The 18,836-nt window shown below is 59.9% G+C and carries 23 protein-coding genes, 1 tRNA gene and 1 pseudogene; 12 read left to right on the top strand and 13 right to left on the bottom strand.

What is annotated here, in order from left to right; all coding sequences use genetic code 11:
- Positions 1 to 138: 138 nt before the first annotated feature.
- From X730_RS142385 to obgE, 3 genes are read right to left on the bottom strand one after another with little or no spacing between them, the layout of a single operon-like run.
- On the bottom strand, positions 139 to 1,425 hold the full coding sequence (locus tag X730_RS142385; protein ID WP_023827036.1) for a glutamate-5-semialdehyde dehydrogenase: 1,287 nt from the start codon (positions 1,423 to 1,425) through the stop codon (positions 139 to 141).
- A 3-nt stretch (positions 1,426 to 1,428) separates the two neighbouring features.
- Entirely contained in the window at positions 1,429 to 2,607 is a 1,179-nt protein-coding gene (proB, locus tag X730_RS142380; RefSeq protein WP_023827037.1) for a glutamate 5-kinase, read from the bottom strand.
- Between the two features lie 2 nt (positions 2,608 to 2,609).
- Positions 2,610 to 3,641 carry a GTPase ObgE gene (obgE, locus tag X730_RS142375; RefSeq protein ID WP_023668691.1) on the bottom strand — a complete coding sequence of 344 codons (1,032 nt, stop codon included), beginning with the start codon at positions 3,639 to 3,641 and terminating at the stop codon, positions 2,610 to 2,612.
- A gap of 167 nt (positions 3,642 to 3,808) precedes the next feature.
- Here obgE and X730_RS142370 point away from each other — a divergent pair, with 167 nt between their 5' ends.
- Entirely contained in the window at positions 3,809 to 4,672 is an 864-nt protein-coding gene (locus tag X730_RS142370; protein WP_023827038.1) for an endonuclease/exonuclease/phosphatase family protein, read from the top strand.
- 193 nt (positions 4,673 to 4,865) lie between these two features.
- Here the strand turns inward: X730_RS142370 and X730_RS142365 are convergent, their stop codons facing one another.
- The 3 genes from X730_RS142365 to X730_RS142355 all read right to left on the bottom strand — a co-directional run bounded on the left by X730_RS142365 (position 4,866) and on the right by X730_RS142355 (position 6,662).
- The gene (locus tag X730_RS142365; RefSeq protein WP_023827039.1) at positions 4,866 to 5,453 is read right to left on the bottom strand and encodes a GNAT family N-acetyltransferase; all 588 of its coding nucleotides are present in this window, start codon (positions 5,451 to 5,453) and stop codon (positions 4,866 to 4,868) included.
- Positions 5,454 to 5,585: 132 nt separating this feature from the next.
- Positions 5,586 to 5,855 (bottom strand): 50S ribosomal protein L27, encoded by a 270-nt coding sequence (rpmA, locus tag X730_RS142360; RefSeq protein WP_015315190.1) that lies wholly within the window; start codon positions 5,853 to 5,855, stop codon positions 5,586 to 5,588.
- A 99-nt stretch (positions 5,856 to 5,954) separates the two neighbouring features.
- Positions 5,955 to 6,662, bottom strand: coding sequence for a 50S ribosomal protein L21 (locus X730_RS142355; RefSeq protein ID WP_023688900.1), 708 nt, complete (start codon positions 6,660 to 6,662; stop codon positions 5,955 to 5,957).
- Between the two features lie 367 nt (positions 6,663 to 7,029).
- Between X730_RS142355 and X730_RS142350 the strand changes: the two genes are divergently transcribed.
- Positions 7,030 to 7,119, top strand: a tRNA-Ser gene (locus X730_RS142350).
- Between the two features lie 134 nt (positions 7,120 to 7,253).
- Here X730_RS142350 and X730_RS0134250 read toward each other — a convergent pair.
- Positions 7,254 to 8,249 (bottom strand): hypothetical protein, encoded by a 996-nt coding sequence (locus X730_RS0134250; protein WP_155922485.1) that lies wholly within the window; start codon positions 8,247 to 8,249, stop codon positions 7,254 to 7,256.
- Positions 8,250 to 8,402: 153 nt separating this feature from the next.
- Between X730_RS0134250 and X730_RS142345 the strand changes: the two genes are divergently transcribed.
- Positions 8,403 to 9,314 (top strand): hypothetical protein, encoded by a 912-nt coding sequence (locus X730_RS142345; protein WP_023827041.1) that lies wholly within the window; start codon positions 8,403 to 8,405, stop codon positions 9,312 to 9,314.
- A 619-nt stretch (positions 9,315 to 9,933) separates the two neighbouring features.
- Here X730_RS142345 and X730_RS1000000168230 read toward each other — a convergent pair.
- The 3 genes from X730_RS1000000168230 to X730_RS142330 all read right to left on the bottom strand — a co-directional run bounded on the left by X730_RS1000000168230 (position 9,934) and on the right by X730_RS142330 (position 10,961).
- A complete protein-coding gene (locus X730_RS1000000168230; RefSeq protein ID WP_023827043.1) occupies positions 9,934 to 10,257 on the bottom strand; it encodes a hypothetical protein in 324 nt (107 codons plus the stop codon).
- Positions 10,258 to 10,424: 167 nt separating this feature from the next.
- Positions 10,425 to 10,664 carry a hypothetical protein gene (locus X730_RS142335; RefSeq protein ID WP_023827044.1) on the bottom strand — a complete coding sequence of 80 codons (240 nt, stop codon included), beginning with the start codon at positions 10,662 to 10,664 and terminating at the stop codon, positions 10,425 to 10,427.
- Between the two features lie 3 nt (positions 10,665 to 10,667).
- The gene (locus X730_RS142330; RefSeq protein WP_023827045.1) at positions 10,668 to 10,961 is read right to left on the bottom strand and encodes a hypothetical protein; all 294 of its coding nucleotides are present in this window, start codon (positions 10,959 to 10,961) and stop codon (positions 10,668 to 10,670) included.
- A 97-nt stretch (positions 10,962 to 11,058) separates the two neighbouring features.
- Here X730_RS142330 and X730_RS142325 point away from each other — a divergent pair, with 97 nt between their 5' ends.
- From X730_RS142325 to X730_RS01000000164695, 5 genes and pseudogenes are all read left to right on the top strand, one after another.
- Entirely contained in the window at positions 11,059 to 11,310 is a 252-nt protein-coding gene (locus X730_RS142325; protein WP_023827046.1) for a hypothetical protein, read from the top strand.
- A gap of 8 nt (positions 11,311 to 11,318) precedes the next feature.
- A complete protein-coding gene (locus X730_RS142320; protein ID WP_023827047.1) occupies positions 11,319 to 11,882 on the top strand; it encodes an SOS response-associated peptidase in 564 nt (187 codons plus the stop codon).
- Positions 11,866 to 12,087 carry an SOS response-associated peptidase family protein gene (locus tag X730_RS1000000169125; protein WP_023827048.1) on the top strand — a complete coding sequence of 74 codons (222 nt, stop codon included), beginning with the start codon at positions 11,866 to 11,868 and terminating at the stop codon, positions 12,085 to 12,087. Before X730_RS142320 ends, X730_RS1000000169125 begins: the two co-directional genes overlap by 17 nt.
- Before the next feature lie 313 nt (positions 12,088 to 12,400).
- Positions 12,401 to 12,547 (top strand): annotated as a pseudogene (locus tag X730_RS1000000167655) (MucR family transcriptional regulator); the annotation flags it as partial.
- A 46-nt stretch (positions 12,548 to 12,593) separates the two neighbouring features.
- The gene (locus X730_RS01000000164695; protein ID WP_280815946.1) at positions 12,594 to 12,914 is read left to right on the top strand and encodes a MucR family transcriptional regulator; all 321 of its coding nucleotides are present in this window, start codon (positions 12,594 to 12,596) and stop codon (positions 12,912 to 12,914) included.
- 662 nt (positions 12,915 to 13,576) lie between these two features.
- Here X730_RS01000000164695 and X730_RS1000000167660 read toward each other — a convergent pair.
- Positions 13,577 to 13,780, bottom strand: coding sequence for a hypothetical protein (locus tag X730_RS1000000167660; protein ID WP_155922487.1), 204 nt, complete (start codon positions 13,778 to 13,780; stop codon positions 13,577 to 13,579).
- Between the two features lie 93 nt (positions 13,781 to 13,873).
- Between X730_RS1000000167660 and X730_RS142310 the strand changes: the two genes are divergently transcribed.
- Both X730_RS142310 and X730_RS1000000166540 read left to right on the top strand, forming a co-directional pair.
- A complete protein-coding gene (locus X730_RS142310; protein WP_023673385.1) occupies positions 13,874 to 14,077 on the top strand; it encodes a CsbD family protein in 204 nt (67 codons plus the stop codon).
- Between the two features lie 396 nt (positions 14,078 to 14,473).
- The gene (locus X730_RS1000000166540) at positions 14,474 to 14,767 is read left to right on the top strand and encodes a helix-turn-helix transcriptional regulator (RefSeq protein WP_081731621.1); all 294 of its coding nucleotides are present in this window, start codon (positions 14,474 to 14,476) and stop codon (positions 14,765 to 14,767) included.
- A 453-nt stretch (positions 14,768 to 15,220) separates the two neighbouring features.
- On the opposite strand, the gene X730_RS142305 is transcribed toward X730_RS1000000166540, so the two are convergent.
- A complete protein-coding gene (locus tag X730_RS142305; RefSeq protein WP_023827050.1) occupies positions 15,221 to 16,096 on the bottom strand; it encodes an ATP-dependent DNA ligase in 876 nt (291 codons plus the stop codon).
- 80 nt (positions 16,097 to 16,176) lie between these two features.
- On the opposite strand from X730_RS142305, the gene X730_RS142300 reads away from it, so the two are divergent.
- Positions 16,177 to 16,404, top strand: a complete 228-nt coding sequence (locus X730_RS142300) for a hypothetical protein (RefSeq protein WP_245261402.1) — start codon at positions 16,177 to 16,179, stop codon at positions 16,402 to 16,404.
- A 35-nt stretch (positions 16,405 to 16,439) separates the two neighbouring features.
- On the opposite strand, the gene X730_RS07085 is transcribed toward X730_RS142300, so the two are convergent.
- Positions 16,440 to 16,637, bottom strand: a complete 198-nt coding sequence (locus tag X730_RS07085) for a hypothetical protein (protein WP_023716349.1) — start codon at positions 16,635 to 16,637, stop codon at positions 16,440 to 16,442.
- A 1,883-nt stretch (positions 16,638 to 18,520) separates the two neighbouring features.
- On the opposite strand from X730_RS07085, the gene X730_RS142290 reads away from it, so the two are divergent.
- A complete protein-coding gene (locus tag X730_RS142290) occupies positions 18,521 to 18,724 on the top strand; it encodes a hypothetical protein (protein WP_023827055.1) in 204 nt (67 codons plus the stop codon).
- The last annotated feature ends 112 nt before the right edge of the window (positions 18,725 to 18,836 follow it).

Raw genomic sequence — 18,836 nt, forward strand, 5'->3', positions numbered from 1 at the left:
GCCCCACCCTCCCCCTTGTGGGGAGGGTCGATCCGCGAAGCGGAGCGGGGTGGGGGGATTGCAGAATTCAGCGTCGTACCCCCACCCGGCTCGCTGCGCTCGCCACCCTCCCCACAAGGGGGAGGGTAAGGCCAGCGCTCAAGGCCTCACCTGTCCCGACCCGCGCACGCGGTATTTGAACGAGGTCAGCTGTTCGACGCCGACCGGACCGCGCGCATGCATCTTGCCGGTGGCGATGCCGATCTCGGCTCCCATGCCGAATTCGCCGCCATCTGCGAACTGCGTCGAGGCATTGTGCAAAAGGATCGCCGAGTCGATCTCGTTGAAGAACCGCTCGACCGCTTTGGTATCCTCGGCGATGATCGCCTCTGTGTGGTGTGAGGAGAACGTCTCGATATGGTCGATGGCGCCGGCAATCCCGTCGACCAGTTTTACCGCGATGACGGCGTCGAGATATTCGGTCACCCAGTCGGCATCGGTCGCCGGCTTGGCGTCGAAGAACAGCTTCATCACTTCCTGATCGGCATGGACCTCGCAGCCGGCGGCGCGCAGCGCGTCGAGGATCGGCACCAGATGCGTGGAGGCCACCGCGCGGTCGACCAGCAAAGTCTCTGCAGCGCCACAGACACCGGTGCGCCGCATCTTGGCGTTGACGGCGATCCTGACCGCCATGTCGAGATCGGCCGAGCGGTCGATGTAGAGATGGCAGATGCCTTCAAGATGGGCAAAGACCGGCACCCGCGCCTCGCTCTGGACGCGCCCGACCAGGCTCTTGCCGCCCCGCGGAATGATGACGTCGAGATTGCCGGAAAGCCCTTTCAGCATCTCACCGACGGCGGCGCGATCGGTGGTCGGCACCAGCTGGATGGCATCCTCAGGCAAACCAGCGGCCTTCAGCCCCTCGACCAGGCAGGCATGGATGGCAGCGGATGAATTGAGCGAGTCCGAACCGCCCCGCAGGATCACCGGATTGCCGGCCTTGAGGCAGAGCGCGCCGGCATCCGCCGTCACATTCGGCCGGCTTTCATAAATGACGCCGACAACGCCGAGCGGCGTGCGCACGCGCTCGATCTGCAGGCCGTTGGGGCGATCCCAGGCCGCGATCACATCGCCGACCGGATCCCTTAGCCCGGCGATTTCACGGATGCCGTCCGCCATGGCGCGGATGCGCGCCGGATCGAGCTTCAGCCGGTCCATGAAGGAGCCGGACAGCCCGGATTCGTGTCCGTTAGAGACATCGATGGCGTTGGCGTCGAGAATCTCCTGCTGGCGCGCGATGATCGCGTCGGCCATGGCGAGAAGCGCGGCATTCTTGCAGGCGGCGGTCGCAATGGCCAACGGTCGGGCGGCCGCGCGGGCGCGGCGGCCGATATCAGCCATCAGCGCGACGGTGTCATCCCCGGATTGTTCATGCAGTTTCAGCATGGCTCATCCTCCGCTTACGTCGCCCCCGGCCCATAGCTGGCCGGCAGGCCGTATCTGGTCACCCGGATCGCTCACCACCAGATCGTCGCGGTGAATCATCGCCGAGCGCGCCTCGTAGCCGAGCACGGTTTCGATCTCGGCGGACTTCAGGCCTGCGATCCTTACGGCATCGGCGGCATCATAGGCAACCAGCCCGCGCGCGATCTCGCGCCCTCCGGGCGACAGGATCGCCACCGTGTCGCCGCGCGAGAAATTGCCGCTGACCAGCCTGACGCCCGCCGGCAGCAGCGATTTGCCGGACAGCAGCGCACCGATGGCGCCGGCGTCGACGGTGAGCCGCCCGGCCGGTTCGAGCTGGCCGGCGATCCAGCTCTTGTAGCCTTTCACCGGATTGGCGCTCGGCCTGAAGAAGGTGGCGCGCTCGCCACGCTCGATCGCCATCAGTGGCGACAGCCTGGTGCCCGAGGTGATGATCATGGCGGTGCCGGCGGCGGTGGCGATCTTGCCGGCGTCGAGCTTGGTGCGCATGCCGCCGCGCGACAGTTCGGAAGCGGCCGCCCCCGCCATCGCCTCGATATCGGGCGTGATGCGGTCGACCACCGGAATGAATTTTGCATCGGGATCGCGCGCCGGCGGCGCCGTATAGAGCCCGTCAATGTCGGAGAGCAGCACCAGCAGGTCGGCGCCCATCATCGTCGCCACGCGTGCCGCCAGCCGGTCATTGTCGCCATAGCGGATTTCGGAGGTCGCTACCGTGTCGTTCTCATTGATGACCGGCACCGCCTTCATCTTGAGCAGCGTCGAGATCGTCGCGCGGGCATTCAGATAGCGTCGGCGCTCCTCGGTGTCGCCGAGCGTCAGCAGGATCTGGCCCGATTTCAGCGCACCCTTGCCCAGCGCATCCGACCATGCGCCGGCGAGCGCAATTTGCCCGACGGCGGCCGCCGCCTGGCTCTCCTCGAGCTTCAGCGCCCGTTTTCCGAGACCGAGAATGGTGCGGCCGAGCGCAATGGCGCCGGACGACACGACCAGGATCTCGGCGCCGCCATTGGCCAGCACCGCAATATCCTCGGCAAGCGAAGCCAGCCAGTCGCGCTTCAGGCCGCTGGTGCGGTCGACCAGCAAGGCCGAACCGATCTTGACCGTGATGCGCCGGTATTTTGTCAGCGACTGCGCCGTCATCGCTATCGGTCCCAGCGGGTCTCGACGGGAGCGGCAGCCCTGTCGCGCGCTTCGCCGACAACTGCCATCAGCGCGCGCAGCACCGCTTCGACGCCCTCGCCGGTGGCCGCCGACAGCAGCATCGGCGCGCGGCCGGCAGCGCGTTTGAGGGACGCAACCTTCTTCTTGCGCTCATCGGCGTCGAGGATATCCACCTGGCTGAGCGCGACGATTTCGACCTTCTCGATCAGCCCATTGCCATAGGCGTCGAGCTCGGCGCGCACGGTCTTGTAGGCTTTGCCCGGGTTTTCCTCCTGCGCCGAGACCAGGTGCAGAAGTACACGCGTGCGCTCGACATGGCCGAGGAAGCGGTCGCCGATGCCGACACCCTCATGCGCGCCCTCGATGAGGCCCGGAATGTCGGCGATGACGAATTCGCGCGCATCGATGCGGGCAACGCCGAGGCCGGGATGCAGCGTGGTGAAGGGGTAGTCTGCGATCTTCGGCTTGGCCGCGGTGACGGTTGCCAGAAAAGTCGACTTGCCTGCATTGGGCAGCCCGACCAGGCCGGCGTCGGCAATCAGCTTCAGCCGCAGCCAGACATTCATCTCTTCGCCGGGCTGGCCGGGATTGGCGCGGCGAGGCGCCTGGTTGGTCGAGGTCTTGAAATGCTGGTTGCCGAAACCGCCATTGCCGCCCTTGGCCAGCAGGAAGCGCTGGCCGACCACGGTCAGGTCGCAGATCAGCGTCTCATTGTCCTCGGCAAACACCTGGGTTCCGGCCGGCACCTTGAGCGTCACATCGGCGCCCTTGGCGCCGGTCATGTTGCGGCCCATCCCGTGGACACCAGTCTTGGCCTTGAAATGCTGCTGATAGCGATAGTCGATCAGCGTGTTGAGACCGTTGACCGCTTCCAGCCAGACATCGCCGCCGCGGCCGCCGTCGCCGCCATCCGGGCCGCCGAACTCGATGAATTTTTCGCGCCGGAACGACACAGAGCCGGCGCCACCGTCGCCGGAGCGGATATAAACCTTGGCTTGATCGAGAAATTTCATTGGACTACGCAGTTTCTGTTGGCCTTGCGGCTTTGCTCTAGATCTTGCGCCTTGCTCTAAACCAAGGCGCGGCCAAGGGCGAGGCCGTTTTGCGACTAAAGCGCCGGATGCCCTTTTGTCGGGGACGCGGTAGCAGTGTTCGCGGACGGAGCTTGAGGGGCGCGGGAATGAAGGTTGTAAGCTACAACATCCAGTACGGTATCGGTCTGGATGGCCGCTACGATCTCGGCCGCATCACCGAGGCGGTTCGCGGCGCCGACGTGATCGCGCTGCAGGAAGTGACCCGCAACAATCCGAGGAACGGCAACCGCGACATGGTCGCCGAGATCGGCGACGCGCTGCCCGAATATTTTGCCGCCTACGGCAGCAATTTCGAGGTCAATGTCGGCTCGCGCCTGGAGGCCGGCCGCGCCATCACCACCACTTTCCAGCTCGGCAACATGGTGCTGTCGAAGACGCCGATCCATCTGTCGCGCAATCTGCTTTTGCCGCGGAGCCGCAGCCTTGAGGCGATGAACTTCCAGCGCGGCGCACTCGAGGCGTTGGTCGAGACCCCGCTCGGCTTCATCCGCTTCTATTCCACGCATCTCGACCATCGCAGTCCGGTTGAACGCGCCAGCCAAGTCCGGTTCCTGCGCCAGCGCCTGTTGAACTATGCCTTCGAGGGCGGCGGCCTCTCCGGCATTCCCGAGATCGGCCTGCCGGACCTGCCCTATCCCGAAGCCTTCATCGTCATGGGCGACTTCAACATGCTGCCCGGCTCGCCCGAATATGTCGAACTCGTCGGCCGCCCGGACCATGAATTCGGCATGCCCTTGACCGCCGATCTCGCCGTCGACGTCGCCCAGCGCCTGAACACACCAGACGTCGTCACCTGGGTCGATCCCACGCGACCCGAAGACACAAGCCGCCACAAGCGCATCGACTACATCTTTGCCTCGGCCTCGCTCGCCGGATCGCTGAAGCGCCTGTGGGTCGACCCGCAAGCGGTCGGTTCGGACCATCTCCCGATTTGGGTCGAGATGGGCTGAGTTGAGCCCGATCCACAACCAACGTTTCCAAACCTGTCGTTTGGAGGCACGCGCCTAGGTGTGTTGAGATTCAGGTCAGGCCGAGCCGAAAACACTGGTTTTCGAGAACCGGAGCGGAGTGTACTTAAGTACGTGCACCGGAAGCGCATAAAACCCGCGTTTGCAGGCCGGCCTCACCTGAATATCAAAACACCTAGAAATGCACCCAGTTTCGAAGACTGATCCAGGTCTTTCTGTCCAGCCGGTACCGCTCGACCGGCACCTGGCCGGCGACGATCGAGTTCAGCATGCCCTGGCCGGCATACTGGAAGCCGCATTTGTGGATGACCCGGCGCGAGGCCGGATTGATCACCCGCGTCGAAGCCTGCAGCACCTGGATCGACGTCCGTTGGAAGGCGAGGTCGACCAACGCGTGCGCGGCCTCCGTCGCATAGCCGCGCTTCCAATAGGGCTCGCCGATCCAGTAGCCGAGTTCCAGCCCGCGATCGGTCATGTTGAGGCCGGCGCAGCCGACGAAAATGTCGGTGCCGGCGAGCGTCAGGGCGTAGGCGATGCCGGCCCGGCGCGACCGGGTCATGGCCAGGAAGGCGCGTGCCTCGGCCTCGCCATAGGGGTGCGGCATGCGGGCCAGCATCTCGGCGACCTGACGGTTGTCGGCAAGCTCGACCAGTTGCGCGATGTCGGCTTCACACGGGGCGCGCATCACCAGCCGCTCCGTGGCCAGCACCGGGCAGTCTATCGCGTAACTTTCGTCTTCGGTGTCTTCCGCTTCGGCAACCATTCGACGTCCTCCAGGCAAGAAAAAAGGGGAGATGGAAAACCCATCTCCCCTGATCCTTTTCCTGGCTCCATTCACTGGTTTGGCCAGACACCGGTTCCCGAGATGGGCGCCGGTTTTATAGTGCGGAACCGGCTACTCCGCGGCTTTTGTAATCGGGTTGACCGATACGTAGGTTCGGCCGTTGGCTTTTTTGTTGAAGGTGACTGCGCCGGTCTCGAGCGCAAAAAGGGTGTGGTCCGTGCCCATGCCGACATTGACGCCGGGATGCCAGGTGGTGCCGCGTTGACGGATGATGATGTTGCCCGGGATGACGGCTTCGCCGCCGAACTTCTTCACGCCCAGACGCTTGGAATGCGAGTCGCGACCGTTGCGCGACGAGCCGCCAGCTTTCTTGTGTGCCATCTAACTAACTCCGATGCGCCCTAGGGCGCTTGAATGGTCTTATGAACGCGTTCGCGTTCCGTTTCAAGTCCGATCCGGCAACCTTGTCGCCGGTTCGTTTTACTTCTTCGCCAGTTCCTTGGCCTGCTCGCGCCAGTCGTTGATCTGGTCGGTGCTGAAGGGCATGTGCGCGTCGATCTTGGCCACGTCCTTGTCCGACAGCTTGGCAAGCTGGGCGAAGGTGGTGATGCCCTGCTCGTGCAGCTGGCCGGCGGCAACCGGGCCGATGCCCTTGATCACGGCCAAATCGTCCGGCTCGCCCTTCGGCGCCTTGAACAGCGGCGCGGCGACGGCGGTCTCCGTCTTGGCTTCATCCTTCGGAGCAGCCTCGGCTTTGGCTTCCTTCTTCGCCTTGGCTTCCTTCGGCGCGGCCTCAGCCTTCGCCTCGGGCGCTACGTCAGCCTTGACTTCATTGGCTTCCACCTTGGCTGAGGCCTTCTTGGAAGGCTTGGCGCCACCCAGCAGGATCTCGGCGATCCGCACGGTGGTCAGAAGCTGGCGGTGGCCGATCTTGCGGCGCGAATTCTGCCGGCGGCGCTTCTTGAAAGCGATGACGGTGCGGTTCTTGCCCTGCTCGACGACTTCCGCCGTGACCAGAGCGCCATCGACGAACGGGGCGCCGAAGGTGACATTTTCGCCTTCGCCATGGGCGAGGACGCTGCCGATTTCGACGATATCGCCGACATTGGCTTCTAGCTTTTCGATCTTCAGGAGATCGTTGGCGGCAACGCGATACTGCTTACCGCCCGTTTTAATGACTGCGAACATTTTTTGCCTTTCGCTGTTCGGTCGGCCTCGATGAGCCGCGTCACGCGGTTCGGCCGTCTTTTTGTCAGTCTGCGGGTTCGAAAAACAAGCGGCGTGGAAGAACCCTCCACGCCGATTGCGCGCTTCCCCTAACCGAAGGTTCGGTACGAGTCAAGGCAAACGGCCGGATTCCTTGGCCATGCGGCCTCCTTGCCGCGCCCGATCCCTCTGGTCGAGACCGGTTGGCCTATCTGCCGACGTGGCCGCGGCGCAGCCCTCCCGGCAAAGCCCGCACAGGAAGCTGAATTTCCCCGCGGATTTGGCCTTGTAACCTGCCCGCCCAGCCGTTATCTAGTGCGCCGCGCCGGCAACGGCCGACCATGACCGCGGAGAGGTGGCAGAGTGGTCGAATGCACCGCACTCGAAATGCGGCATGGGTGCAAGCCCATCGGGGGTTCGAATCCCTCCCTCTCCGCCACATTCCTCCGATAAACATCTGATGTTCAAAGATATTCCTGACGGACGGATGGGCGTCCCCACTTTGTTCCCCACTTCGCATCAGTCTGGAACCAGAGCAGCCGGCATCGTCGCCGGCCACTCCAATTCGAGACTTTAGACGTTGAAGTCAGGCTCCCAGTCGTCGATCAGATCGTAGACCGGGCTGAGGTCGAGATACCGCTCATCCAGTTTACGGGCGAGATCGGTCTCGCCGGCGTCGCTGATGGCGGCCACGATGCTCTCCAGGTTAACGACGCCGAAGGGAAGGAAATTGGCGCCTGCCGGATCAAGGTAACGCCGGTATGTCTCGATCGTCGCCGCCATTTCGTGATTGAGCGTAGGCGACACAATCACGAAGGCGCCACGATCGAAGTGGCGCCGCTCATGCACCATCGAATAGCAGAGGGTGTGCTCGGCGAAGAATTGCCTCAGAGGCGCCCGATGCAGAGCATTGTCGTCCGGGTCGACAAAGAGCTTCGAGCGCCTCGCCACCTCAAGGTGCCTTTCCTGGACGGGTGTCGCGGTGCCCGGACGACTTTCGGAGTATTTCACCTCGATGCCGATAAAACCCGATTTGGCGTCTTTGCCGGTGTAAGCAATCAGCACGTCCAAAGCCGTGTGATCGCCGATATAGGCATCATCTCCTCGACCTGGGGATGTCTCGAAGTGGACGGCATCCACCTGCTTGGCATCGATGCCGAACGCGGCCTTCAAGACCTTCTTGGCAAGGACAAGATCCAGCTTCATCGGCCCAAAGAGATTGAACACGAGGGCTGAGCTGCTGAGCAGGTTTTCCCACGCTCTCGCCTCATCAATAAGGGCGCCGCGCTCCCGATAAGCCAATTCTCGCCGCACGAGTTTGGCGATGTCGGGGCGCAGATAATTCACGCCGGCCCGAGCGGCTGAAGAATCGAGACGGCTCCCGAGGGTACGGACATTTTCTTTCCCCCGCGAATAGTTGCCGACGGCGAAACCCTTACGGCCGCGCCAGACGGCTTGAAGCAAGCGCGCACAGGATTGGAACCGGGTATCGAGCGGCTCTTGAACGTCGAAGCGCTCAAGAACTTCACGAGGAGGAATGGGTAGATCGGGCTTTTGGTAGCTGAGCATTTCGTCTCCTTCACGCCACATGGCGAGAAGGATTCGCGGAACCCCCGAATTTATCCACACCGGCCGATCTGTTAGGCCACGGTTATCTCCAAGCCGCGCCGGAGGTATATCTATCGGTGTGGGCCATCCGCACGTCTAATTGCGGGAATTGCAATGAATGACGCATCAGAAATCGACAGTGAACTCACTGGCGAAGAGCGAGCTCGCAGCCACCGTGAAGCTGGCATCTCAGCCTACGGCGAGAGTTATGGCCGCGATTTTCATAGTCAGTTACAGCGAGCCATCTGGGGAGATTCAGACGACGCGCTGCTTTACGACGATGCCAGATGCGAGCGCCAACGAAAGAGGGTCCGAGTACAGCGTAATTTCATCACCTATGATCAGTTTCTGGATCTCTACAAAGCTGTCTGTTTCGCTAATGCGAACGGCTGGATCATGAACGTCGAGATCACGATCAACTTCGGCTATCTCGGCATCGTCAAGCACGAAGACATTTTCGAAACGTTCCGCCTCTGGCTAGGCCGATACCGCAACTGGTGCCTGGAGCGAGACATTGCGGCTGTCTACGTTTACAGTTGGGAACGGCCGGCTGGCGCTAGCCTACATGTCCAAATGCAAAACTACGTTCCCGCTGCGCATCATGAAGAGTTAAGGGCGTGGGCTCGCACAACCGTTGTCTCGCTTGCGCGGGCTGCAGCCCATCTACTTCACACGCAGCCCCATATGGAGATGCGTTCGGACGCAACCATCGTTAGGCAGTGGTGGCGATTCCGCTATCTGATAAAAGGCCTTCGCCAAGATCTCGTTATTCCAGGCGGAGAAGGGAATCCGCCGAGGAGCTTCGCCGAGTACCTCGGACTGAAAGCGGAGGTGCAGGGCGACATCCACGGCAAACGAGTTGGCGCCTCTAGGTCGATCTCTCGTAAAGCGAGGAAAGCAGATATCCACGACCAGGCATTCTTCGAAGGGCGGTCGCTTATGCCCGACGTCTGGAGCGACGCGTTCTATCAACGGTACAAGTCGATGGGCGGGCCAGGTACGGCCTCCGTTGGCCGGCTGTTTTGAACGGATTTCGATTGGAATCTGAAAAACGCAGACAAGGGCCAACGGAAACGCAGAGGTATGTCACGTAGTCAGCTGAAAGATTACGATAATTTCGCCTGCGTTCGGTAAAGAGCTGTCACAGGGTCTCAGCCGATGGTTCGGAAACGCCGTTGGCCCGTCAGCGATGGGTAGGTTTGGGCTTGTCTGGAGACCAGCTTAATGAATGCCTCTGCGCCCCTCTCGACTACCTTTGTGCCTCCATCCCGAGTGATGGTTCCTCTAGATGGGAAGAAGTTGAAGTCGTCTATTTTCAGATGGTGGCCATCGTTGAGCTCGAAGCACGTTACCTTAGTTGTGGAGGCCCAAGACAGGACCTTTTCGCGCTCTTGCCGGGCTTTCATCTTTCGGGGTGTTTCGGTTCCGTTGTCCATGGATTTTCCTTTGGTAGCTTGGTTGCCCGGCCTGTGTCTCAGGGGAGAAACCGGTTCGATAATTGTGCGAGAGAGAGATGGCTCTTGAGGCTCGATCCCGTGATGGTCTGATCGGTGATCAATTCGGTATGTCTCAAGCGGGGGAGGTACTGTTGATAGGGTTCACTCGGCGCGGTGGTAACAAGCGCGGAAAAAATCCCTCCGATAGGTCAGAGATCGGCTCGGGAAGACGGAAGCGCGCCTAACCAGCAGACGGCATCGGCGAAGGTAACGAGACGACGCTTTCCGACCTTTACCGATCGGAGCCGGCCGGCACTGATCTCTCTGTAGGCGAGCGTCCGACCAATCGCGGCCCATTTGCAGAACTGGTCGATTGTCATTGCGCCGCCTTGCGACGAGGGCACTGTTTGATCAGACATGGGTTCGCTCCTCTGCTGCCTATGCACGGCCATAGAGAGCGCGGAGAGCGTCTGCTCACCGGCGAGTGGTTCGAAACCGGAGCCGTCGGAATCGTTCTTGGCAAAGAGGCTCAAAACAGACCTCCGGTGGCGCGTGGGAGGCGGGAACGTCCTTGCCGGTGGTTTGGTACCCGGAGACGGAAACGAGGCTGTAAGACGGCTCTTTCCTCTTGGGAGGCGAGGGTTTCAGGCCTCCGCCGGCGTTTCGTTCAACTGGCGCCTCAGGCGCTATGCTGCGAACTTCAGAGACTTGGACCCTTCGACGGCCCCGTCCCGTTCCATTGAATAAAGGCCACTTCCTTGCCGGTGACTTCCCGCACGGCTTTCAACAGCACCTCATGCAGGACACGCGTCTGCCGGTAATGGTCGCAATGCGGGGATAAAAACGGCTTGATGATACTCAAGTGCAGCGTTTCCGCTGCCGCCACAAAGCGCTCAATTTCAGCCTGTGATAATTGCTGCGACCCCTTCGACCTTGCCATGGCCTATCCTCGAAATCTCTCTGTGCGCCAGACGACCTTGCCATCGATCTTCATCGGCTTATGAACTACCAGGCGCTTCGGCAGATGCTCGGGATGCACCTCCAGCAAGGTGATTTTGATCTGGGGCTTACAGCGACTGCAGTCGAACTTCAGCCGGAACGGATCGACGCCCCCACCAAAGACCATCATCAGGTCGGCGGAGCGGCAGTAGCGAACGTTGCCGCAGCTGCACTCTGCCTTCACAAGCATGTTGTGCCGGGTCGCCTTTCCCAGCGTGTCGATCGGATCGTGCGCCATGCGTCAAAATGAGGAACATATTCCTGCTCCGTCAAGAGGGATTGACTCGAATGTTCTGATTTTGTTCACTGTTGGCAGATAGCCACAGGAGCGAGCCATGCAGCTCAGTTTAGAGATCAAGGGCGCCCTGCCCGATGCGAATATCGCCCGAACAGGCGGCGGATGGGATGTTCGCGTTAGAAGCAGGGATGATGCCAGCTTCGCGGCCGACGAAGAGCCTACTGATGAGGAAGACAATGCGGCGAGCGTCTGGATGGATGCGAATAAAGCGGCAATCGCAGCGTGCTGCACCAATTGGCCGGTGGACGCCATACCGGAGAACTTCCTCTTTCTTGAACTGGTAGACTGAGAGGCTTCATGTGCGGACGCTACACCAAATATCTGTCGTGGTCGGAAATCCACCGCCTCTACAGACTGACGGCGCCGGCGGAGACGGGCCGCAACGACGAGCCGCGCTATAACATTGCGCCTACGCAGGATGTGCCGTTCGTGACTGCCGGTGAGGATGGCAATCATAAGCTCCGCGAAGGGCGCTGGTGGCTGGTTCCTTTCTGGGCGAAGGAGATGCCCAAGGCGGCGATGTTCAATGCGAGAATTGAGGGTATCGATACAGCCCCTGCCTTCCGCGACGCCTTCAAGTCAAAGCGCTGCCTGATTCCTGCCGATGGCTTCTACGAGTGGACGATATCGCCGGCCGACGGCAAGAAGGACCCTTGGCACATCTACCAGCCAGGCCACGCGCCTTTGTCGTTCGCCGGCCTTTGGGCTTACAATTCCAATCTCGACATAACCAGCTGCACCATCATCACAGAGCCTGCCGCAGACCCGATGAAGCAGTTGCATGATCGGCAGCCTCTCATTCTCGACCAGGCATACTATGACGCCTGGCTGGACCCNAGACCCGATGAAGCAGTTGCATGATCGGCAGCCTCTCATTCTCGACCAGGCATACTATGACGCCTGGCTGGACCCGGCGACGCCCAAGGACAGCCTCAAGGACATTCTAAGCCACGACATCGATGGTCAGCTGCAGTTCAATCGCGTTGGACGTGAGGTGAACACGAGCGCCGTCAACAAGTTGCCCAACGACCATCCCGGCCTGGTCGGGCCGATCAACCCGTTATGAGCGACGAACCAACACGGCTTGCCGAAGGCATGACAGCGCCCCCGCGCGATCGACGGCGGGTCGACAATCATGCGTGCGAGCACCCCGGCTGCGGTGAGGATGGAGGCTTCGGCCTTGCCCGACCGAGGCAGCTATCGCACTGGTTCTGCCTGAAGCACCGCGACGAGGGCGAGCGATACCTGTAGGCAGGTGAATATTGGCATGTCGTAGGGTGACTAACCGTTGACATGTGGCAACTTCACCGCAGGCACATGTGAGCTTGCGCACGTAGAGTGCGTTGATTAGAGAGGTCTCAAAGACAAGGGGCCAACACATGACTGACGAAGACAACCATGCTGTCGAACTGGCGGAACTTACAGCGGACGTCGTTTCCGCATACGTAGCCAATAACCCACTACCGGTTGCCAACTTGCCCGACCTGATTGCATCTGTGCACGCTTCATTGTCAGGTTTGAGCAGCCAGATCGCACCGGCTGCGAAAGAGCTTGTGCCTGCNGATTGCATCTGTGCACGCTTCATTGTCAGGTTTGAGCAGCCAGATCGCACCGGCTGCGAAAGAGCTTGTGCCTGCAGCAAATCCAAAAAAGTCTGTGTTCCCGGATTACATCATCAGTCTGGAAGACGGCCGGAAATTCCAGTCTATGAAACGCCACCTTGGCCTACTTGGCATGACACCCGACGAATACCGTGAGAAGTGGGGCTTGTCTCGCGATTACCCCATGGTCGCGCCGAACTACGCCGCGAAGCGATCGGCCCTTGCGAAGGCGTCTGGTCTAGGTCGGAAGGCTGAGGTTAAGGCGCCGGTGAAACGGGCGAAGAAGGCGTAGTCCGAACCCCACCTGACGCAACGTCAAGAATCAGCTATCGATTGAGTTGCGGCGGACCTGATTTTTCCGCCCGGCCGGCGCTGATCAGGCAATGCTCCCATTGCGGCGCCGGCCGCTTCATGCCCTTGGGCGCCGTGGCCGTCACCTGGCCGCTGTGATTCGGGATCGAGGAAACCTTTTCAAAGCTTCGCTGTTAGGGCACCATGGCCCGCTTCTTCTTCGATCTAACCGACAACGGCATCGAAGGCACCGAGCTTGCAAGTCTGGACGCGGCTGAAGATGAGGCGGCAAGGGCACTGTTTGAATCGTGAAAGACCAGGTGCCGGGCGGCACATTCCGCCAAGTCGCCTTCCAAGTTCATGACGGCACCAGCATTTCGCTGTTTGAGGTGAAAGTCACGTGTGAGGTGACGCGGGCTGCACATTCCGATGACAGACCGTTGGAAGCCTGACGATTCATACCTCGATAGCGCTCGCCGGAACCAAGGCCGGGCGGTCGGCGAACTCAACTCCCTACGTACGACCATCGACGAGACACGCCGCGTCCTGGCTGCGTCAAGGAAGCTCTTGGAACAGATGGCCGAACGCGAAGACCCCCAGCCGCCAGGTTAAGGCGACTTCTATTGGAATCCGCTCATCTTGACGCGAGAGCTGGCAGGTCGGTCAACCGGCTACCCGCAGAAGCAGTGCGACACCGATCGCATAAGGGATCAGCAATGCCGCCAACGCGACCCAGATGCCCGGATCGGCGAGCACCTGCATTTCCTTGCGAAGCTGTTCCATTGCACCCAACGGCGAAAGGCCCGCTGTGTTCCCAAAACGGAAAAGGCCGGCGCACACAAGCGGTCGATGGGCATCAGGTTCCATTGCTAAATCACCAGCAGGCGCGCTTACCTGCAGCGGAACCTGACGGCCACTACGACCGTTATTCGAGGGGACAACGAAAGGAGATCCGCCATCATGGACTGGAACCGCGTCGAAGGAAATTGGAAGCAATTCAAGGGTAAGGTCAAAGAGCAATGGGGCAAGCTCACCGATGATGATCTCGACCGCATAGCCGGCAATCGCGATCAGCTCGAAGGTACGATCCAGGAACGCTACGGCATTGAGAAGGACCGCGTGCGGCGAGACGTCGACGACTGGTATGGTCGGCAAGACTCGTAGGATACCACAGTTGAACCTTTTCAAATAAAGGGCGCCGTCATGAACCGCGCCCTTTTCGCGTTTTTGGCATCCGTGCACAGTTCGGCTCGGCCTTGAACAAGCGATTTTTGGGAACGTGTCGGCTTCCAGCCGCGTTGATCTCCACAATGGAGGTCGTAGCAATGTCCATCCACAAAGAAGACTATCGAACGAACAGAGCTGACTACTTGATAGCGAAAAGGCCAGATCTGGTTGAGAAGACCAAGCCGAATAAGAAGACGTTGCGGCGTGCAGATCAGCGTTCCGCAAAGTTATTGGAAAACCCCTCCGCATTACCCGAGAGGCCGGCATCACGTCGTTAGAGAAATCGCAGGAGGTCTAGAGGAACATTTTAGCGATACTTAATGTTCGACTGGTATGGCCAGCCGAACCGTACCCTCCGCAGATCAATCTAAAGCAGCACGAGCCCTACTGAACTGGTCGCGTGTGCGACTTGCCGCCAAGGCCAATCTTAGCGAGATGGTGATCAGCGATCTTGAGAACGAATTCAGGAAACCGCGTCCCCACAACCTCGCCGCCATCCGCAAAGCGTTTGAGGATGCCGGAATCGTTTTCACCGTCCAAGGCACTCCATCGCTAACCCGCTCAGAAGGTGATAGCGGCCTAGCCGCCGATAATAGACGGTGGCGCGGCCGGGAGAAAAAAGGATAAAGGGGGAAAAGCCCGTGTACCCTCTGCACCCGATCTCTAAAGCGGCCGCTAACAAGGGCGGTTGTTCACTGACTTTGTGCTGGCGCTCACCTTTCTAAGGTGCCGCTCGAATATGGCCAGCTTCTCTTCGTAGCCGATCCGCACTCTGGACCTGCAACTATCGCATTTGAAACCGGCAATCGTTTTCAGCCAGGATCCCCTTCTCACCATACGGCGTGAACAGGAGGGGCATTGGAATTCTAAAGGTACGTCGCGCAGTTCATTTGATAGAGGCACTGTGCATGTTCTCCTCAGCGGCACGGCCACTGCAACAANGGTACGTCGCGCAGTTCATTTGATAGAGGCACTGTGCATGTTCTCCTCAGCGGCACGGCCACTGCAACAAAGTAGAAGGAGAAATGTTTCGCGGCTTGGCCATTTACGCGAAGGAATCAGACCTAAGTCCAAATGGTCTTAGGCACGGCCATCTGTGTCGTCCTCTCGAAAGTCCTGCAGAGAAGCATGCCGCAAATCTTCCTCACCACGCAAGTGCTTCACGCGGCCGATGATGCCGGGCTTAACCCACTGTGTCGCCGGCCGCTTCATGCCCTTCGGCGCCGGCCCAGCGTGCTCCTGGACGCGCTTCCATAGCCGTTCGCGGATTGCCCGGCTGGAGTTGATGAACGCTGAGCCGACATACTGCCCCGTTTTCCGATCTGCCATCAGCGCAAAGGCTGCCTTGCCGGGTTCCCGCTCGACGCCGAGCAGTTCGTATTCCTCCACCATGTAGCTCTTGATCTTCAGCCAGGCTGTCGACCGGCCGCTGCGGTATTTGCTGTCACGGCGCTTCGATACCATGCCCTCAAGGCCGGCTTCATCGATCAGGTGGAATATGGCTTTTGCATCACCGGGCAGCGCCTGGCTGAATTGGATGCGGATGTCGGCAGGGATCATGCTTTCAAGGATCTCACGCCGTTCCTCCAGGGCCATGTCGCGCAGATCGTGGCCGTTTAGGTGAAGGAGATCAAAGGCAACGAAATAGAGGTCGTGCTGCCGCCGCGTGATCGCCTTGCGCAGTTCGCCGAAGTCCGACAGGCCGGCATCGTTCAACACGACGATCTCGCCGTCTATGATTGCGCTCTCGGCGCCGATCTCTGCGCTTGCCGCCACGATGTCGCGGTATTTGGTTGTCCAATCGAGCCCGCGACGGGTGTAGATCCGCGTCCCGTCCTCGTCGATGATCATCTGCGATCGGTAGCCGTCGAATTTGACTTCGTGGGTCCATCCATCGCCCTCGGGAGGCTTGTCCACAAGGGTCGGCATCAAAGGCTCGATGAACTTCAAACGCATGCACACTGACCCACACCCGGCGATTCAAGCCGCGGGCCCGAAATCGGTTCCGGAACATTTTAGCTCAAATGCATGTTTCAATGGCTATGAAGATCGAAGCCGACGAATGCCGGGCAGCGCTGACGCTCATCCGGCGCACAATCGAGGAACACTGCCCGCCCGGCGTGCTGCCCAGCGAGGAGATGGTGAACGGGCTCTATGGTCCGGAGTTGATCCACGAGGCGGAAGCACTGGCGGCTGCCATCGTCGCAACGATCGACAAGATGCAATTGCGCGCGATGATGAAACCGCCGTCCCCTAGTAAATAGGGCCGCCACTCGGTGCCCTTCTGGTTTGTTCAGTTTTAAATGGAGGGCGCCGGCCCCAGACCTTTTCCAGAAAGGCCATCAACCTGCGGGGTGATCTCGTCGACCCTCACCTTGTCGCCGATCTCTCTCGCCCAAGCCAGGGCCTTGGCCTTGTCTTTCGTGGTCAGCACAGTGCGCCAGTGCTCCGCTTCAACGACGCTCACAACGTAGGTTCTCACCGGCTCGTCGACCATGCTCCACCTTTGCTTAAGTTCATTAAGGTGTGGTGCCTTCATATTAGCATGAGCGTATATAACTTGGTAGTCGGCCGCATGTGCCTATTTCCCAGCCGGCCAGGCCCGGCGCGTTCTTGGTGCTAAAACGGCTACCAAACCACGTAGCTCGGAACTTCTGCTTGGAAGTTCCGTACCGCCAAGGCTTTGAACCTAGCGCCAATCTGCTCCGGCGATCCGCTACGTGAATGCCCGCTCGAACAGCGCGAAGGCGAAGTTTTCAATATTTAGCGGAACCTAATGTGGCGTTCAAAGTTAGGGCGGCCGTTGCTGAGGATCCCACCGTGAAAAATGGAATACCGAGGGTCGCAAAATGGGCGGAGGCAAGCCTAGTGGACCATCCTCTGCTTGCCACCGATATCGCAGAACCGCGCCGGCGCCAGGTGGCTCCAGATAATGATAACACGTTCGAGCCTAGATGCTTCTGGCCGATCGTTGAGATGCCCGAAACCGAGAACATGGTTGCACCTCGTCACCTTGGTGATCCGGCCATGATCATCATGTCGATTTATCTATCGTTTTNACGGTAGCCGGATTGGCATCTTCCCAACTTTGCGCCATGTCGTTGCGATGACGTTGACGAAGGCGCTCCAGCAGTTCGCGAGAGGCTCGGATGGCCCGGCGCGACTGATCCATGTTCTGGCGAAAAGTGGCGCGTTCCTCCATGGACTTCTGCCACTTCAGCAAGGTGGCCGCAGTCGCAGTGGCCGCTTGAGCGATATCTTTGGGCGTTGCAACCATCGCATCCTCCCAATAAGGCAATGGTAAACGCCATCTTTATAGGCCCGCCGAACCCTTTCTCCAATCAAAATCGACCGTACGGATTCATACGGCAAAATGGCCATTTGTCGGGGCCCTCGACGGCAGCTTCGTCGACCTCGGCTTCTATCTCGTTGTTGACGGTCTGAGTGCTTCCCCTACTGCCTCAGGGTCCGGTTCCTGGCAGCGTTCCTTCGTTCTTCAAGGAACAGCTTGGTGTGCTCGTTCCACTCAAGAGGCGCTGTCCCGCGCTCTTGAACGAACTTTCCAAACTCCTTGCGCAGGTCGGCAAGGTCCAAAGCCCAAAGATGCTCCCTGCTACCGGGGTTCGACATCGCGTTCACCGATTCCGCCCATTCTCCCGGAACTAAGTTGGCTTCGCGGCCGCGCCTTCAAGATGGCATTACGAGATAATTTGCTCGGTTGCTAATATGCCTGTATCTTAAGCAGCGCGGGGGGCCTCATATCTTCCCGCAGTGGCCGGTGCGGTTAAGCCCCCACAAGCAAGCCCAACTGCACCGGCCATTCCCTACGGCTGGGTAGGGTGTTCGCGCTCGGCAATCTTTTTCAAGAGCTTCCGCGACGCCTCTATGACGCGGCGCGTTTCGGCCATGGTGGATGGCAGGGAGTCCAGTTGGCCCTCCGCTCGGAGCCGATTACGGCGAGCGCTTTCAACGAACTGGTGGTCAGGTTCCCACCGGTCTTTCATCGGGCTTAGCCTCTCTTATAGGCGAACGAACTTGTCGAGATGCAGGCGTATCCGCTGGCCTTCTGCAAAGGACAGCGCAGACGATTCAAGCACGAATGATCGGGTAATTTCCTGGTCTTCCTCGGCCACACACGGACCATTCGCCGCAGGCTTCGACCACGCAAGGCAATGCTTTGCGGATTGGTACCACGTTACCCATCACAGCCTCCCTACGAAAAGCAATGGTAACGTCGAGTCCTATGCGCCCGTCGAAAGGGGTTCCAAGAAGAAAAGACGGTCCGGAATGATACCATGTACCAGCCAGTGGTCAGGGGGTTGTATTTGAAGCCTGCTAACAATCGACCTATCTGCCTTGTCGCAAAGCATCGGGAGTGGCATGGCCGGAATAATTACCGCCGCAGAAATGGCGAACGCTGTGGGGATTGACCCGGAGACGTTTCGCGAGGCTTTGCGCGATTCAGACTTCCCGTGGCACAATCCCCCTGACGACTGGACGGTGGAAATTGACAGCCGCCAGCATGAGGCAATGCGCACCGTGCTGCTGATAGTTCTCCTGAAGCGAAAAAGATCCACCGGATGAGTTTCCCTCAGCCGACGCGATAGCAGTTTCGGAACCATTTTAGCCAGTGCTGATTGAATCGCGGTCCCGTGAGTCAGTTCATGCGTTTAGCGTCCATCTCGCCGATGAACCA

Origin of the sequence: Mesorhizobium sp. L103C131B0, from assembly GCF_000502275.1 — a bacterium.
In the GTDB taxonomy this organism is placed as follows: domain Bacteria; phylum Pseudomonadota; class Alphaproteobacteria; order Rhizobiales; family Rhizobiaceae; genus Mesorhizobium.

Coding starts and splice junctions, on each gene's coding strand:
- X730_RS1000000166540 (WP_081731621.1), top strand. CDS start 14,474: ATGGCCAGCCGAACCGTACCCTCCGCAGATCAATCTAAAGCAGCACGA.
- X730_RS142345 (WP_023827041.1), top strand. CDS start 8,403: ATGAATGACGCATCAGAAATCGACAGTGAACTCACTGGCGAAGAGCGA.
- X730_RS142305 (WP_023827050.1), bottom strand. CDS start 16,096: ATGCGTTTGAAGTTCATCGAGCCTTTGATGCCGACCCTTGTGGACAAG.
- X730_RS142325 (WP_023827046.1), top strand. CDS start 11,059: ATGCAGCTCAGTTTAGAGATCAAGGGCGCCCTGCCCGATGCGAATATC.
- proB (WP_023827037.1), bottom strand. CDS start 2,607: ATGACGGCGCAGTCGCTGACAAAATACCGGCGCATCACGGTCAAGATC.
- X730_RS142355 (WP_023688900.1), bottom strand. CDS start 6,662: ATGTTCGCAGTCATTAAAACGGGCGGTAAGCAGTATCGCGTTGCCGCC.
- X730_RS0134250 (WP_155922485.1), bottom strand. CDS start 8,249: ATGCTCAGCTACCAAAAGCCCGATCTACCCATTCCTCCTCGTGAAGTT.
- rpmA (WP_015315190.1), bottom strand. CDS start 5,855: ATGGCACACAAGAAAGCTGGCGGCTCGTCGCGCAACGGTCGCGACTCG.
- X730_RS1000000167660 (WP_155922487.1), bottom strand. CDS start 13,780: ATGGAACCTGATGCCCATCGACCGCTTGTGTGCGCCGGCCTTTTCCGT.
- X730_RS142310 (WP_023673385.1), top strand. CDS start 13,874: ATGGACTGGAACCGCGTCGAAGGAAATTGGAAGCAATTCAAGGGTAAG.
- X730_RS07085 (WP_023716349.1), bottom strand. CDS start 16,637: ATGGTCGACGAGCCGGTGAGAACCTACGTTGTGAGCGTCGTTGAAGCG.
- X730_RS142385 (WP_023827036.1), bottom strand. CDS start 1,425: ATGCTGAAACTGCATGAACAATCCGGGGATGACACCGTCGCGCTGATG.
- X730_RS142290 (WP_023827055.1), top strand. CDS start 18,521: ATGGCCGGAATAATTACCGCCGCAGAAATGGCGAACGCTGTGGGGATT.
- X730_RS142365 (WP_023827039.1), bottom strand. CDS start 5,453: ATGGTTGCCGAAGCGGAAGACACCGAAGACGAAAGTTACGCGATAGAC.
- obgE (WP_023668691.1), bottom strand. CDS start 3,641: ATGAAATTTCTCGATCAAGCCAAGGTTTATATCCGCTCCGGCGACGGT.
- X730_RS142330 (WP_023827045.1), bottom strand. CDS start 10,961: ATGGCGCACGATCCGATCGACACGCTGGGAAAGGCGACCCGGCACAAC.
- X730_RS1000000169125 (WP_023827048.1), top strand. CDS start 11,866: ATGAAGCAGTTGCATGATCGGCAGCCTCTCATTCTCGACCAGGCATAC.
- X730_RS142300 (WP_245261402.1), top strand. CDS start 16,177: ATGGCTATGAAGATCGAAGCCGACGAATGCCGGGCAGCGCTGACGCTC.
- X730_RS142335 (WP_023827044.1), bottom strand. CDS start 10,664: ATGGCAAGGTCGAAGGGGTCGCAGCAATTATCACAGGCTGAAATTGAG.
- X730_RS142370 (WP_023827038.1), top strand. CDS start 3,809: ATGAAGGTTGTAAGCTACAACATCCAGTACGGTATCGGTCTGGATGGC.